This is a genomic window from Bordetella petrii, from assembly GCF_020991325.1.
GTDB lineage: Bacteria > Pseudomonadota > Gammaproteobacteria > Burkholderiales > Burkholderiaceae_B > Bordetella_A > Bordetella_A petrii_E.
Map to the genome: position 1 here is coordinate 1 of NZ_JAJMLX010000100.1, position 14,390 is coordinate 14,390.

The following is a 14,390-nucleotide window of genomic DNA, read 5'->3' on the forward strand; positions in this document are numbered from 1 at the left end:
GGCCGCCGATCCGGCCCAGGCCCGTAGGCTGGCCGGTATGCTGGCCCGGCTGTGGCAGGCCGCGCTGCTGATCCAGCACGCTCCCGCGGCCGTGGCCGACGCCTATGTGGCCAGCCGCATCGTCCAGCCAGGCGGCATTGTCGGCGAACTGCCGGCCGGTGCCGACCTGCGGGCCATTCTGGCGCGGGCCTGGCCCGGTATCTGCTAAATTGCTGCGCTGTATCCTTTCCCTTTTCCAGCGCGCCCGGCGCGCCACCGCAATATGCTTACTCAGCAAGAACTCAAGCAGCAGGCCGCCGACGCGGCCCTGGCCCTGATCGAGCCCCTGCTCGGCCCCGGCGTCATCGTCGGGGTGGGTACCGGTTCCACGGCCGATCTGTTCATCGATGGCCTGGCCCGCTACAAGGGCCGCCTGCGCGGCACCGTGGCCAGTTCCGAGCGCAGCGCCGCCCGCCTGGCCGGACATGGCCTGGCCGTGCTGGACTTGAACGACGTGGCCGGCATGCCGGTGTATGTAGACGGGGCCGACGAGATCGATGCCCGGCTGCACATGATCAAGGGCGGCGGCGGGGCGCTGACGCGCGAGAAAATCGTGGCCTCGGTCGCCGAGCGCTTCATCTGCATCGCCGATGAATCCAAGCTGGTGGACCGCATGGGCCGCTTCCCGCTGCCGGTGGAAGTCATTCCGATGGCGCGCCAGGCGGTGTCCCGGGCGCTGGCCGCCATGGGGGGGCAGCCCCGTCTGCGGGAAGGCTTCACCACCGACAACGGTAATGTGATCCTGGACGTCGCCGGCATGCACATCGAAGACGCGCCGGCCCTGGAAGCCGCCATCAACAACCTGCCGGGCGTGGTGACCTGCGGCCTGTTCGCGCTGGCCGGCGCCCATGTGGCGCTGCTGGCCACGCAGGACGGCATCCGCAGGCTCGACCGCGCCTGAGACGGCCGTGGCAAGGCCGCCGCCCGGCCGCGGCCTTGCTGCCCGGCTGGGGGCGATTCATAATCCTGTAATAAACAAGTCATAACCTTGCGGGTCGGCAGGCCTACCGCGCAACCCGTACCGCGCCCCAAAGGCATCGCCATGAACACACCTACGCAGGGAGTCCGGATGACGGAGCACACTAACAAGCAATTCGACGCCGATCTGGAAAGCGTGCGTTCGCAGTTTCTGCAAATGGGCGGCGTGGTCGAGGCCATGATCCACGAATCGGTGGCGTCAGTGCCCACCGGCGACCTGGACCTGGTCGAGAAGGTTCGCGAACGCGAAAAGCAGGTCAACCGCTTCGAAGTCGAGATCGACGAGCGAATCAGCCTGATCCTGGCGCGCCACCAGCCCACCGCCATCGACCTGCGCACGCTGCTGGCCGTGTCGAAAATGCTGACCGACATGGAACGCTGCGGCGACGAGGCCGAGAAAATCGCCAATACCGTGCGCCGCATGTACGACGCCGACCAGCGCCATATTCCTTCCATCGAGCTGCAGCACATGGCCAGCAGCGTCGGCCGCATGCTGCACAACGTGCTGGACGCGTTCGCCCGGCTGGACGCCATCCAGGCCGCGCAAGTGGTGCGCAGCGACAAAGAAGTCGACCGCGAATGGAAAAGCGCGCTGCGCAATCTCATTACCTACATGATGGAAGACCCGCGCACCATCTCGCGCGCCATCGACATGGTGTTCATCGCGCGGGCGCTCGAGCGCATTGGCGACCACGCCAAGAACATGGCCGAACGGGTCATCTACCTGGTGAAGGGGGCCGACGTGCGCCACACGGGCGTGAAAAACACCGAACGCCAGGCACGCGGCGAAGACGAAGCCCCTGCGCCGCAGCAGGCCGCCGACGACGCCTGAAGGACCTGTCGCCGCAACTGAAAAAACCGCCCCATGGGGCGGTTTTTTTGCGTGGCGCGGGCCTTACGCCGACGGCGGTACGAAGCCCTGGGCCTCGACGCTGCCGTCCTCGAACAAAAAGCGTTCCATTTGCTGCTGCAAGTACTTGCGGGCGCGGGCGTCGGCCAGGTTCAGGCGGTTTTCGTTGACCAGGCGGGTTTGCACCTGCTTCCACTCTTCCCAGGCTTCCTTGGAGACGCTTTGCCAGATGCGCGTGCCCAGTTCACCGGGATAGGGGGGAAAATCCAGCCCTTCGGCTTCGCGTTTCAGTTTTACACAGTTGACGGTACGGGACATGGTTCGCTGCCGGTTTCAATGATGGACTTTCCATTTTAACGGGCCGCCGCCAGGGCGGTCTGGTTACAAATGGGGCGGTTCAGAGTTTCTTGATGAACACCAGGCTGTTGCGCGACCGGTTGTAGTTGTTCTGCTTGTCGCGGGGCAGGTCGGCAATGCCTCCCTGCACGAAGCCGCGCTTCATGAACCAGTGGGAGGTGCGCGTGGTCAGCACGAACAGGCGCCGCGCGCCCATGGCGCGGGCGCGCGATTCCATGTGGCGCAGCAGTATTTCGCCTTCGCCCGAACCCTGCCATTCCGGGTGCACGATCAGGCAGGCCATTTCGGCCATGTGTTCGCCGGGGAAGGGGTGCAGGGCGGCGCAGCCGTATATGACGCCGTCGTGCTCCAGCACCGTGAAGTGCTCGACCTCGCGCTCGATGACGCTGCGCGGGCGCGGCACCAGGGTGCCGTCGGCTTCCAGGGGTTCGATCAGGCTCAGGATGGCGCCGACATCGTCCAGGGTGGCGGGGCGCAGGTCGTCCAGCGTGTCTTCCACTACCATGGTGCCCACGCCGTCGTGGGTGAAAATTTCCAGCAGCACGCTGCCGTCCAGGGCAAAGGGCACCAGGTGCGCGCGCGCCACGCCGCGCTTGACCGCCAGCGAGGCGTGGCGCAGGTAGAAGGCGGTGTCTTCGTCCAGGTTGCCTTGCTGCAGCAGGGCATCGGCGTCGATACGGGCCAGCTCGGTGTCCACGCCGCCATCGGGCGCCAGCACGCCGGGCGAGCTGGACAGGAATATCAATTTCTCGGCCCGCAGGGCCACCGCCACGGCGGTGGCCAGATCTTCCATGGCCAGGTTGAAGGCGTCGCCCGTGGGGGAAAAACCCAGCGGCGACAGCAGCACCACCGACGAGCCTTTCTCGATGGCGAACTTCAGGGCGTCGACGTCGATCTTGCGCACCTGGCCGGTATGCTTGTAGTCGATGCCGTCGACCACGCCGGTGGGCCGCGCCGTGACGAAATTGCCCGAAATGACCCGGATGTGCGAATGCGACATGGGGGTGTTGGGCAGGCCCTGGCTGAAGGCGGCCTCGATGTCCAGGCGGATCTCGCCGGCGGCTTCCTTGGCGCATTCCAGCGCCGCCGGGTCGGTGGGGGCCAGGCCGCGGTCGAACTGCTGGGTGTAGCCCTTCAGGCGCAACTGTTCATTGACCTGCGGGCGCGAGCCGTGCACCAGCACCAGGCGCACGCCCAGCGCGGACAGCAGCGACAGGTCCTGCACCAGGGCATTCAGCGCCCCGGCCTGCACCAGTTCGCCGCCAAAGGCCACCACGAAGGTCTTGCCTCGGAAAGCGTGTACATAGGGGGCAACCTCGCGGAACCATCGGACGAATTGCGCAGCGGCGAATTCTGGGGCTTCCTGGGCGGAGACGGTGTCGGGTTCCTGGTCGGGCATGATGAGGGGTTGCGGTTCCTGTATGACGGGGCACGCCGGAAGGGCGCGGCCGGCGCCGGGCGGTTGGAGCCCGGCGCTGGCGGAAATTATATGACTGCGGACCGATGCGGTGTCAGGCACGCAAGGGCGGCAACCTACAGCGTGCCCGGATACAGCCCGCCGTCCAGTACCAGGTTCTGGCCGGTCATGAAGCCGCCCTGGGCGCTGCACAGGAACGCGCAAGCGTCGCCGAATTCGGCGGGGTCGCCGAAGCGCCTGGCGGGAACGCCTGCCTGGCGGGCAGCCATTACCTCTTCCACGCTGCGCCCGCTGTTCTCGGCCGCCTTGGCCGCGGTCTGCAGCAATCTGTCGGTGGCGAAGGGGCCGGGCAGCAGATTGTTGATGGTGACGTTGTGCTGCGCCACCTGGCGCGCCAGGCCGGCCACGAAACCGGTCAGGCCGGTGCGCGCGCCGTTGGACAGGCCCAGGATGTCGATGGGCATTTTCACCGCGGCAGAGGTGATGTTGACGATGCGGCCGAAGCGCCGTTCGATCATTTTGTCCACGGTGGCGCGGATGAGTTCGATGGGCGTGAGCATATTGGCGTCCAGCGCGGCCACCCAGTCGTCGCGCGACCAGTCGCGGAAATCGCCCGGCTTGGGGCCTCCCGCGTTGGTGACCAGGATGTCGGGGGCGGGGCAGGCCTGCAGCGCGGCGGCGCGGCCCTCGGGGGTAGTGATGTCGGCGGCAACCGTGGCGACCTGCGCGCCGGTCAACTGGCGGATATCCGCCGCGGCGGCCTCCAGGGCCTCGCGCCCGCGCGCCAGCATTACCACCTGCGCGCCTTCGCGCGCCAGCGACAGGGCGCAGGCGCGGCCCAGGCCCTTGCTCGATGCGCACACCAGCGCGCGCTTGCCCTCGATACCCAGATCCATCGTGATTTCTCCATTCAGGGGCCGCCCCAGCGGCGGCATCGCAAATTTTTATAATAGGCGCTCAAAGGATAAACCGTACATGCCAGAAGTTTCCCGGCCGCCCGCGCGCGGCGCCGCGCCGCGCCCCGAGCGGCCCATTCCCGCCATCTCGTATCCCGAAGACTTGCCCGTCAGTGCGCGGCGGGCCGAGATCGCGCGCGCCATCGCCGGCCACCAGGTCGTCATCGTCAGCGGCGAGACCGGTTCGGGCAAGACCACGCAACTGCCCAAGATCTGCCTGGAACTGGGCCGCGGCCGCCAGCGCATGATCGGCCATACCCAGCCGCGCCGCCTGGCCGCCACTTCGGTGGCCAGGCGCATCGCCGAAGAGCTGAATACCCCGCTGGGCGAAATCGTGGGCTATCAGGTGCGTTTCAATGACCGCACCGGCCCCAACGCGTCGGTAAAGCTGATGACCGACGGCATCCTGCTGGCCGAATCGCAGCGCGATCCGCTGCTGCGCCGCTACGACACGCTTATCATCGACGAAGCGCACGAGCGCAGCCTGAATATCGATTTCCTGCTGGGCTACCTGAAGCAATTGCTGCCGCGGCGCCCCGACCTGAAAGTCATCATCACGTCGGCCACCATCGACGCCGAGCGGTTCGCACGGCATTTCGCCGCCTCGGAAGACCGGCCCGCGCCCGTCATCGAGGTATCGGGACGGCTGTATCCGGTTGAAGTGCGCTACCGCCCGGTGCGGGACGACACGCAGGAAGAGGCGCCCGGCGGCGGCAAGCCCGGCCGCGAACGGCTGGCCGGCGACGAAGAACGCGACCTGATCGACGCTATCGTCGACGCGGTGGATGAATGCGCGCGCCATGGCCCGGGCGACGTGCTGGTGTTCCTGCCCGGCGAACGGGAGATCCGCGAGTCCGCCGAGGCACTGCGCAAGCACCATCCGGCCGGCACCGAGGTACTGCCGCTGTATGCCCGCCTGTCGCAGTCCGAGCAGGAACAGATTTTCCATCCGCGCACCAATGCGCGCCGCATCGTGCTGGCCACCAACGTCGCGGAAACCTCGCTTACCGTGCCGGGCATACGATTCGTCATCGACAGCGGGCTGGCGCGCATCAAGCGCTATTCGTGGCGCAACAAGGTCGAGCAACTGCGCATCGAGCCCATCAGCCGCGCCTCGGCCAATCAGCGCGCGGGCCGTTGCGGCCGGGTGGGCCCGGGCGTGTGCATTCGCCTGTACGACGAGCAGGATTTCGATGCCCGCGCGGCGTTCACCGACCCGGAAGTGCTGCGGTCTTCGCTGGCGTCAGTGATCCTGCGCATGAAGTCGCTGAAGCTGGACGACATCGAGCAGTTTCCGTTCGTGGAAGCGCCGCCCGGGCGCGCCATCGCCGACGGCTACCACCTGCTGCAGGAACTGGGCGCCATCGAGCTGGTGTCCGACCAGGCCGAAGACGATGCCAGCGAATCGCCGCGCACCGGGGCGTCGTTCGCGCTGACCCGTACCGGGCATGAACTGGCCAAGCTGCCGGTCGACCCGCGCATCGGCCGCATGATCCTGGCCGCGCGCGAACAGCAATGCCTGGCCGAGATGCTGATCATCGCCTCGGCCCTGTCGGTGCAAGACCCCCGCGACCGGCCTATGGCCGAACGCGAGGCGGCCGAGGCCGCCCACGCCAAGTTCGCCGACGACAAGTCCGAGTTCATGTCTTTTCTGAAGCTGTGGCGCTGGTACGGTGAACAGGTGCAGCACAAGGCCTCGCAGCGCAAGCTGGTGGCCCTGTTGCGGCAGAATTTCCTGTCGCCCGTCCGCCTGCGCGAATGGCACGACGTGCACACCCAGTTGGCCGCCCTGGTGGGCGAACAGGGCTGGCGCGTCAACCAGGCCGAGGCCACCTACGAGCAACTGCACCTGGCGCTGCTGTCCGGCTTGCTGGGCAACATCGGGTTCAAGGCGGACGAGGGCGGCCATTACCGGGGCGCGCGCGACATCCGCTTTCACATCCATCCCGGATCGCGCATGGCCAGGAAGGGCGGGCGCTGGATCATGGCCGCCGAATTGGTGGAAACCACCCGCCTGTATGCGCGCTGCGTGGCGCGTATCGAGCCGGCCTGGCTGGAACGCGTGGCGGCCCACCTGCTGCGCCGCAACTGGTCGGATCCACGCTGGGAAAAGAAGGCCGGCCAGGTGGTGGCCAACGAGCGCGCCACGCTGTATGGCCTGGTGGTGTATGCGGGCCGGCGTATTCATTATGGGCGCATCAATCCGCAGCATGCGCGCGAACTGTTCATCCGCCAGGCCCTGGTGCCTGGCGACATCGACACGCGGCTGCCTTTCGTGGCGCACAACCGCAAGCTCATCGCCGGCATCGAGAAACTGGAACACCAGGCGCGCCGCCCGGACATCCTGGTCGACGATGAGCTGATCTACGCTTTCTACGATCGCCAGCTGCCGGAAAACATCTCGCAGACGGCCACGCTGGAAAAGTGGGTGCATGGCCTGGACAAGCAGGCCGCCGGCGCGCTGATGCTGACGCGCGACGAGCTGATGCGCCACGAGGCGGCCGGCGTCACCACCGAAGTGTTTCCCAAGCAGGTGGAATGGCAGGGCGTGGCCATGGCGCTGGACTACCACTTCGAGCCCGGTTCGCCGCGCGACGGGGTCACCCTATCGGTGCCGCTGTTCGCGCTTAACCAGATCGATCCGGCCCGTTGCGAATGGCTGGTGCCCGGCATGCTGAAGGAAAAAACGCATCTGCTGCTGAAGTCGTTGCCGCAGAAGTTGCGCCGCCACTGCGTGCCGCTGCCCGACTATGCCGCGGGCTTCTACGAGCGCTGGTATGAAAAACTGGCCGACCCGCAGCGCGGCCTGCTAGATGCCCTGATCGCCGATATGTGGGGCCAGGTGCAGGTACGCCCGGCGCCGGGCGACTTCAAGCTGGAAACCCTGCCCGCCCACTTGTTCATGAATTTCAAGGTAGTGGACGAGCACGGCCGGATGCTGGCGGCCGGGCGCAACCTGGCGCAATTGAAGGCCGAATTCGGCAAGCAGGCACAAGCCACGTTCCAGCAATTGGCGGTGCGCGATGCCGGCGTGGCGCAAGCCCTGGCCCACGAGAACCTCACATCCTGGACGTTCGGTGATCTGCCCGAGATCATGGAGATCAAGCGCAAGGGCCAATCCGTCATCGGGTATCCCGCCCTGGTCGACCGTGGCGCGCACTGCGACCTGGATGTGTTCGACGACCCCGACGAGGCGCGGCGCCATCATCGCGCCGGGCTGCTGCGCCTGTTCCGGCTGGGGCTGCGCGATCAGGTGAAGTTCCTGGACAAGAACCTGCCCGACCTGACCAAGATGAGCATGCTGTACATGAACCTGGGCACGCAGGAAGAACTGCGCGACCAGATCATCGATTGCGCCCTGGCGCAGGCTTGCCTGGCCGAACCCTGGCCCACGGATGCGGCCGGGTTCGAGGCGCGCCGCCAGGACGGCAAGGGGCGCCTGGGCCTGCTGGCCCAGGAAGTGGCGCGCCTGGCCAATGCGGTGCTGGTCGAGTACGCGGCGCTGCAGCGCAAGCTGCCCCAGGCCAAGCCGCATGCCGCGGCCTACGCCGACCTGCAACAGCAGCTCGGCGCGTTGATGCCCAAGTGGTTCGTGCGCGATACGCCTTATGCCCAGCTGGCGCATTTTCCGCGCTACCTGAAGGCGGCAATCGCCCGCATAGATAAACTGCGCGCCGACCCGGGGCGCGATGCCCGGCTGGTGTCGGACATGGCGCCGCTGCTGACGCAATACCAGCGCGCGCGGGCCGCCCTGAAGGGCGCGCCCGATCCGCGCCTGGACGAGTTCCGCTGGCTGCTGGAAGAGTTGCGGGTGGCGCTGTTCGCGCAGGAACTGCGCACCCCCATGCCGGTGTCGGTGAAGCGGCTGATGAAAACCTGGGAATCGATGCGGCGATAAGCGCCGCTTCGGCAAGGCGGCAGGCCTGGCCTGCCGGCCTTACTCGCCCAGCGTGGCCTTGTCTACCAGTTCGTCCTTGCCGTAGAACTTCACGCCGATGTGGATGCGGTCGCGGCCCTGCGAGCGGCGGTGGCGGTTGGTGTCGCGTAGCGAGTAGACGCAGCCGCAGTATTCCTGCTGGTAGAAGTTCTCGCGCTTGGAGATTTCGATCATGCGCTGCGAGCCGCCGCCCTTGCGCCAGTTGTAGGTCCAGTAGACCAGGTCGTCGTAGCGGGCCGCGGCGCGCTCGCCGCAGCCGTTGATCTGGTTCATGTCTTTCCAGCGCGAAATGCCCAGCGAGCTGGTGATGGTGTCGAAGCCATGTTCGTGCGCGTACAGGGCGGCGCGCTCGAATCGCATGTCGAAGCACACGGTGCAGCGTTCGCCGCGTTCGGGGGCGTCTTCCAGGCCCTTGACGCGGTCGAACCAGTTGTCCATGTCGTAGTCGGCGTCGATGAACTCGATGCCATGCTGTTCCGCGAAACGGATGTTCTCCTGTTTGCGGATTTCATACTCTTTGACCGGATGGATGTTCGGGTTGTAGAAGAAGATCGAATAATCGATACCCGATGCCTGCATGGCTTCCATGACTTCACCCGAACAGGGCGCGCAGCAGGAGTGCATCAGCACCTTGCGGCGGCCGGCGGGCAGGTCGAGTTTGGGGCGCACGAGTTCGGACATGGCAAAAACCGGGTTGCAGCGTAAAAACCCTTATTTTACGCATACTTGCATTACGCTGGCGAATCCTGTCCCAGTACCTGCGCCCACAGGGCCGTGACGGCCGCGCGCTCTTCCGCCAGCTGGTCTTGCGCCACCCGGGCCTTCTCGATGCCTTGCAGCCGCAGCTTGTGCTGGGCGCGCCGCAAGGTTCGATAGGCATCGCCGGCGCTTTGCGCCAGGCCGGCCGGAACCAGGCCGGCCTCGGCGGCCAGGCGCAGCAGGGCGATGTTGCCCAGGTTGTTCACCAGCACCCGGTGGGTGGCTGCATGGCACAGCACCAGATACTGGGTGACGAATTCCACGTCCACCATGCCGCCGCGGTCGTGTTTCAGGTCGAAGTCGCCGCTGTGGTTGGGGTGGCCGGCGCTGATCTTGTCGCGCATGGCCAGTACTTCCTCGCGCAACTTCGCGGTGTCGCGCGGTTGCACCAGCACGTCGGCGCGGATGCGTTCGAAGCGGGCGCCCACGGTGGTATCGCCAGCCGCATACCGGGCGCGCGTCAGCGCCTGGTGTTCCCACGGCCAGGCGTGCTGGCGCTGGTATTGTTCGAAAGCCTCGACCGATACGGCCAGCAGCCCCGCGTCGCCGTCGGGCCGCAGGCGCAGGTCGGTTTCGTACAGGCGGCCCGACGAGGTCATGGTGGACAGCCAGGATGTCATGCGGCGCCCCAACTTGGCGTAGACCTCGACGGCGTCTTCGCGCGGATCGTCGAACAGGAACACCAGGTCCAGGTCCGATGCGTAGCCCAGTTCCTTGCCCCCGAGCTTGCCGTAGGCAATCACGGCGAACAGCGGCGCGGCGCCCGCCTGCTTGTTCACCAGCGGCCACACGCGGTGGATGGTTTCGGCCAGCAGCATATCGGCAAGCGCCGAAAGCTGGTCGGCCAGTTTCTCGACAGTGAGCTCGCCTTCCAGGTCTTGCGCCAGCAGCTGGAAACTGGCCTGGCGCTGTACATCGCGCATCAGGTTCATCTGCCGTTCGATGTCGGGTTCGCCGTCGGGCAGCTTGCAGGCGTCCAGGTCGGCAGACAACTGCTGCGCGATCTGGGCGAAATCCAGCGGCTGGAACAGGGTGCGCCAGTCGATCAGGCTGTCCAGCAGCAGGGGGTGCTGGGTCAGGTACTGGGCGGCCCAGGGGCTGGCCGCCACCATGCGGGCCACGCGCGCCAGCGTGTCCGGATATTCGGCCAGCAGGGCCAGATAGGCACTGCGCTGGGCGATGGCCTCGATCAGGTCGAACAGGCGTACCGCGGCCTGCTGCGGAGCCGGTGTCTGCTGCGCGGCCTGTATGGCGGCCGGCAGCAAGGCTTCCAGGCGCCGCCGGCTGCTGTCGGGCAGGCTGCGTACGCGGTGGCTGTCCAGCAGCGATTCGGCGCGCCGCAGCAGGTCGTCGGCCTGGTCGCCGAAGGCCTGGCGGATCTGCTCGGCCAGGCGGCTTTCGGCGTCTTCGGCGGTATCGTCCTGCACCGGCTTGGCCGCCGCCGAGGGCTGGGCCGCGGGTTCATCGCCATCGCCCATGCCGGCCAGGCGGAACGCATTGCGGAAGGTTTGCGCCACGAACGCGCGGTGGTCGGCCAGTGTGCGTTCGAAGGCATCGGGGGCCAGCCCCAGCGCGTCGGCCAGTTGGGCGCGCTGGCCGGCATCGCCGGGCAGCAGGTGGGTCTGTTCGTCTTCGCGGTATTGCAGCGCGTGTTCCACGCGGCGCAGGAACCGGTAGGCGTCTTCCAGGCGCTGCGTGTCGTCGGCGCTGATCAGGCCCGCCTGGCGTTCGGCATGCAGCGCCTGCAGCAGGCCGCGCCGCTGCAGCGCCGGCATGCGGCCGCCGCGCACCAGCTGGAACAGTTGCACCACGAACTCGATTTCGCGGATGCCCCCGTCGCCCAGCTTGATGTTGTTGGCGCTGTCGATGCCATTGCGGGCCAGGGCGCGCCGTTGCCAGTCCTGGCGGATGCGTTCGCGCAGCGAGCGCAGCGAGGCCAGGGCGTCGAAATCAAAATACTTGCGGTACACAAATGGCACGCGCAGGCTTTCCAGTTGGCGCACCTGGGCGCGCGGGTCGCTGTCGGGAAACGCCTGGGCGGGAATCAGGCGGGCCTTCAGCCACGCATAGCGTTCCCATTCGCGTCCTTGCGCCACCAGGTAATGTTCCAGGGCGTCAAGGCTCCATGCGGGCGGGCCGGAATCACCATCCGGCCGCAGGCGCAGGTCGGTGCGGAATACCTGGCCGTGGGCGTCCGCTTCGGACAGCACCGGCATCATTCGGCGCGTCAGCCGTCCATAGAATTCGTGATGGCTGATACGGCGCGGCCCGTCGGTTTCGCCTTCTTCCCCGTACAGCATGATCAGGTCGATATCCGACGATACATTCAATTCGCCGCCGCCCAGCTTGCCCATTCCCAGGATCAGCATTTCCTGCGGCGCGCCGGTGGCCGGGTCGCGCGGCACGCCGTGCACGGCTGCCAGTTCGGCGGCCACGCTGCGGTACGCCGCGGCAACCGCCATGTCGGCCAGCGCGGTCATGGCGCCCACCACTTCTTCCAGGCTGGCCTGTCCGCCCAGGTCGCGCGCCATCAGGGCGGTAAAAGCCCGCTCGCGCAGCTTGCGCAAGATTTCGCGGCACTGTTCCACCGGCAGGATCGCGGCGGCATCGGCGCCGGCCAGCTCGGCCTGCCAGGCGGCCAGCGAGTTCGCGGAAACAGGATGCCGCGCAGCGGTTTCCAGCCAGGCGGCCAGGTCGGGGTGCGCGTCGACGCGGCGGCGCAGATAACCCGACCAGGCGAGGGCGGGGGCAAGCAGGGAAGCAGACATGGGGGAGACCGGGCAGACGGAATGACGCGTTTCAGGTATAAGGGGACGATACCCCAAGATGCCTTGCCTGCCCACCAGTCCGTGTCCCTGTCCGTCAAAGTCATCCGCTATGTGTGTTGGAGCGTCCTGGCCGTGTACATTGTCGCGGCCGTCGTGCTTCTGGGATTGCGGTATTGGGTGTTACCGAATGTGGACCAATGGCGCCCGCGCATCGAGGCCTACGCCAGCGACACACTGGGCGCGCGGGTAGACATCGGGCACATCCAGGCGGACTGGCGGGGGCTGAATCCGCGCCTGACGCTGAGCTCGGTTGCCATCTACGACAATTCACCCGACCCCGTACTGAGCCTGCCCTCGGTCTCGGCGGTGCTGGCCTGGCGCAGCGTGCTGTTGTTGTCTCCCCAACTGCTCAGCCTGCGCGTCGACGGGCCTGAACTGCAGGTGCGGCGCGATGCGGGGAATTATCTGTGGGTGGCGGGCCAGTCCATCGACCTCGACCGCCCGGGCGATCCGAAAGAGCAGTCGCGCCTGCTGCGCTGGCTGGGATCGCAGCGCGACCTGGCGCTGGCCAATGCCACGCTGCATTGGCGCGATGAACGCCGCGGCGCCCCCGACGTCACGCTGCGCAATGTCAGCCTGCGCCTGTACAACGGCACGTTGGCCCACCGGTTCTCGCTGAGTGCCGAACCGCCCGCCGGCCTGGCGCGTTCCCTGGCGCTGCGCGGGCGGCTCAGCCGCAATCCGTTGCTGGTGGGCAAGCAGCGCTGGACGGGTGAACTGTATGCCGAACTGAACGATGCCGAGCCCTCGGCCTGGGCCCCCTGGCTGGACGTGCCCACTGTGGCGGGCCGCGTTTCCACGCGTGCCTGGGCCACGCTGGACGAAGGCATGGTCAGCAATGTCACCCTGGATGCAGCGGTGCGCGGCCTGCGCTGGCAGGCGCAGGGCGACACCACGGCCGTCGAGGTGGCCGAGGCCACGTTGCGCCTGCAGGGCGCGCCTGGCGACGTGGTGCAGTTCGCCGACGTGCCGCTGGTTCGGGGCGACGAGGGGGCTGGCATGGCGCTGCAGGGGCAATTGAGCAACGTGCGCGCCAATCTGCCGCATACTTTCGACCCCGCCTTGCTGCAGGCCGACACCATCCGTCTCGATGCCAGCCTGCGGCACCCCCCCAAGCAGCCCGCCGTGCTGGACGTGCGGCAACTGGACATCGTCAACGCCGACCTGGACGCGCGCCTGCATGGCCGCTGGTCGGCGCAGGGCAAGACGGCGGCCGGCACGGCCGATTTCCAGGGCAACCTGGCGCGGGCCGCGATGCCGGCCATTCACAAGTACCTGCCGCTGACCGTGAATCCTGATGCGCGCGAGTGGCTGGCGCGGGGGCTGCCGGCCGGCCAGGCGCGCGACGCGGCCGTCACGGTGAAGGGCGACCTGGACGACTTTCCTTTCGAAGACCCGGACGACGTGGGCGAATTCCGCATCGCCGGATCCTATGCGGGTGCGATCGTGGACTACGCGCCCGCGCATGGCAATACCAAGGCATGGCCGCGCCTGGAAAACCTGGCGGGCAATTTCGCGGTGGACAAGGTCGGCCTGTCGCTGGACAGCCCCGGCGGCGGCATCGTGCACACCGGCGAGGGCCACACGGTGACCCTGGGGGCCGTGACCGCTTCGATTCCCGACATGGAGCATCGCTCCACGCTTTATGTCGATGGCCATACCTCGGGGCCTGTGCCGGCGTACTTGGCGCTGGCGGCCAATTCGCCGCTGGGCGGACTGCTGGACGGAGTCCTGGACAGCGCCGAGGGCACGGGTTCATGGCAGGTGCCGCTGAAACTCGAGGTGCCGCTGCTGGATTCGGACAATGCCAAGGTCGACGGCCATATCGTGTTCGCCGGCAACAATTTCCGTTTCGTGCCGCAAATGCCCGAATTGCATGATGTGCGGGGCGACCTGCATTTTTCGGAGCAGGGCGTGCGCACCGATGAGTTGCGCACCGAGTTCCTGGGCGGGCCGGCGCGTATTGCCGGCAAGCTCGAGCATGGCGGCGATGCCCTGAAGTTCGACGGCACGCTCACGGCCGCCGGCCTGGGCCAACTCAGCAGCAGTCCGGTGCTGGAGCGCCTGTCGGGCCAGACACCGTACCATGGCCGGCTGGGTTATGGTGCGGGCGGGGCGCTGGATATCTCGGTCGAGTCCACGCTGGCCGGCCTGGGTATAGACCTGCCGGCGCCCGTGGGCAAGCCCGCCTCCGCCACGCGGGCCCAGATCGGAAGAGCAAACTCCAGTCACTGCACCAATCCATGATTATCTCGTATGCCGTATCATT

Annotated in this window: 9 protein-coding genes and 1 pseudogene; 5 read left to right on the forward strand and 5 right to left on the reverse strand. The window is 67.2% G+C overall.

Annotated features, from left to right (window positions below; all coding sequences use genetic code 11):
• From LPZ50_RS11995 to phoU, 3 genes and pseudogenes are all read left to right on the forward strand, one after another.
• Nucleotides 1-208 (forward strand): annotated as a pseudogene (locus LPZ50_RS11995) (acyl-CoA dehydrogenase); the annotation flags it as partial.
• A 54-nt stretch (nucleotides 209-262) separates the two neighbouring features.
• Nucleotides 263-940, forward strand: a complete 678-nt coding sequence (gene rpiA, locus LPZ50_RS12000; protein ID WP_230661690.1) for a ribose-5-phosphate isomerase RpiA — start codon at nucleotides 263-265, stop codon at nucleotides 938-940.
• Between the two features lie 168 nt (nucleotides 941-1,108).
• On the forward strand, nucleotides 1,109-1,849 hold the full coding sequence (gene phoU, locus LPZ50_RS12005; RefSeq protein ID WP_230661692.1) for a phosphate signaling complex protein PhoU: 741 nt from the start codon (nucleotides 1,109-1,111) through the stop codon (nucleotides 1,847-1,849).
• Nucleotides 1,850-1,912: 63 nt separating this feature from the next.
• On the opposite strand, the gene LPZ50_RS12010 is transcribed toward phoU, so the two are convergent.
• The 3 genes from LPZ50_RS12010 to LPZ50_RS12020 all read right to left on the reverse strand — a co-directional run bounded on the left by LPZ50_RS12010 (nucleotide 1,913) and on the right by LPZ50_RS12020 (nucleotide 4,537).
• A complete protein-coding gene (locus tag LPZ50_RS12010) occupies nucleotides 1,913-2,185 on the reverse strand; it encodes an oxidative damage protection protein (protein ID WP_218368073.1) in 273 nt (90 codons plus the stop codon).
• Between the two features lie 79 nt (nucleotides 2,186-2,264).
• Nucleotides 2,265-3,623 carry an amino-acid N-acetyltransferase gene (argA, locus tag LPZ50_RS12015; protein ID WP_230661695.1) on the reverse strand — a complete coding sequence of 453 codons (1,359 nt, stop codon included), beginning with the start codon at nucleotides 3,621-3,623 and terminating at the stop codon, nucleotides 2,265-2,267.
• 134 nt (nucleotides 3,624-3,757) lie between these two features.
• Nucleotides 3,758-4,537 carry an SDR family oxidoreductase gene (locus LPZ50_RS12020; RefSeq protein ID WP_230661697.1) on the reverse strand — a complete coding sequence of 260 codons (780 nt, stop codon included), beginning with the start codon at nucleotides 4,535-4,537 and terminating at the stop codon, nucleotides 3,758-3,760.
• Nucleotides 4,538-4,616: 79 nt separating this feature from the next.
• Here LPZ50_RS12020 and hrpA point away from each other — a divergent pair, with 79 nt between their 5' ends.
• On the forward strand, nucleotides 4,617-8,495 hold the full coding sequence (gene hrpA / locus LPZ50_RS12025; protein ID WP_230661699.1) for an ATP-dependent RNA helicase HrpA: 3,879 nt from the start codon (nucleotides 4,617-4,619) through the stop codon (nucleotides 8,493-8,495).
• 39 nt (nucleotides 8,496-8,534) lie between these two features.
• Here hrpA and LPZ50_RS12030 read toward each other — a convergent pair whose 3' ends face one another.
• On the reverse strand, nucleotides 8,535-9,215 hold the full coding sequence (locus LPZ50_RS12030; RefSeq protein WP_230661701.1) for an epoxyqueuosine reductase QueH: 681 nt from the start codon (nucleotides 9,213-9,215) through the stop codon (nucleotides 8,535-8,537).
• 50 nt (nucleotides 9,216-9,265) lie between these two features.
• The gene (gene glnE / locus LPZ50_RS12035) at nucleotides 9,266-12,061 is read right to left on the reverse strand and encodes a bifunctional [glutamate--ammonia ligase]-adenylyl-L-tyrosine phosphorylase/[glutamate--ammonia-ligase] adenylyltransferase (RefSeq protein WP_230661703.1); all 2,796 of its coding nucleotides are present in this window, start codon (nucleotides 12,059-12,061) and stop codon (nucleotides 9,266-9,268) included.
• 81 nt (nucleotides 12,062-12,142) lie between these two features.
• On the opposite strand from glnE, the gene LPZ50_RS12040 reads away from it, so the two are divergent.
• Entirely contained in the window at nucleotides 12,143-14,368 is a 2,226-nt protein-coding gene (locus LPZ50_RS12040; protein WP_230661705.1) for a YhdP family protein, read from the forward strand.
• Nucleotides 14,369-14,390: the final 22 nt, after the last annotated feature.

Coding starts and splice junctions, on each gene's coding strand:
- rpiA (WP_230661690.1), top strand. CDS start 263: ATGCTTACTCAGCAAGAACTCAAGCAGCAGGCCGCCGACGCGGCCCTG.
- phoU (WP_230661692.1), top strand. CDS start 1,109: ATGACGGAGCACACTAACAAGCAATTCGACGCCGATCTGGAAAGCGTG.
- LPZ50_RS12010 (WP_218368073.1), bottom strand. CDS start 2,185: ATGTCCCGTACCGTCAACTGTGTAAAACTGAAACGCGAAGCCGAAGGG.
- argA (WP_230661695.1), bottom strand. CDS start 3,623: ATGCCCGACCAGGAACCCGACACCGTCTCCGCCCAGGAAGCCCCAGAA.
- LPZ50_RS12020 (WP_230661697.1), bottom strand. CDS start 4,537: ATGGATCTGGGTATCGAGGGCAAGCGCGCGCTGGTGTGCGCATCGAGC.
- hrpA (WP_230661699.1), top strand. CDS start 4,617: ATGCCAGAAGTTTCCCGGCCGCCCGCGCGCGGCGCCGCGCCGCGCCCC.
- LPZ50_RS12030 (WP_230661701.1), bottom strand. CDS start 9,215: ATGTCCGAACTCGTGCGCCCCAAACTCGACCTGCCCGCCGGCCGCCGC.
- glnE (WP_230661703.1), bottom strand. CDS start 12,061: ATGTCTGCTTCCCTGCTTGCCCCCGCCCTCGCCTGGTCGGGTTATCTG.